General features: G+C 29.9%; 1 protein-coding gene. It reads left to right on the forward strand.

Translation table 11 applies throughout. The features are described from left to right. Nucleotides 1-241 (forward strand): hypothetical protein (locus ACN4EE_RS23550; protein ID WP_431708942.1); only part of this gene is annotated, 241 nt, incomplete at both ends.

Raw genomic sequence — 241 nt, forward strand, 5'->3', positions numbered from 1 at the left:
AGTTACACCTGCTGAGTCTTCGGTAATAAATCAAGAAGAAAAGTCTAAGAATATTGAAGAAGATGAGAAAAATAAGGTTAAAAAATCTCAAGTTGCTGAAAAGAAATCTACCATAAAAGAGAAAGATAATCAACCTAAATCTGCTGAAGAAAAAACGGTTAAAACTACTGAAAATAAAACGCCAGAAAAATCAGAGACAAAAATAAAAATTAATCCCGTTGCTAATGTAACTATTTCTACG

Source organism: Geminocystis sp. CENA526 (assembly GCF_050753365.1).
In the GTDB taxonomy this organism is placed as follows: domain Bacteria; phylum Cyanobacteriota; class Cyanobacteriia; order Cyanobacteriales; family Cyanobacteriaceae; genus Geminocystis.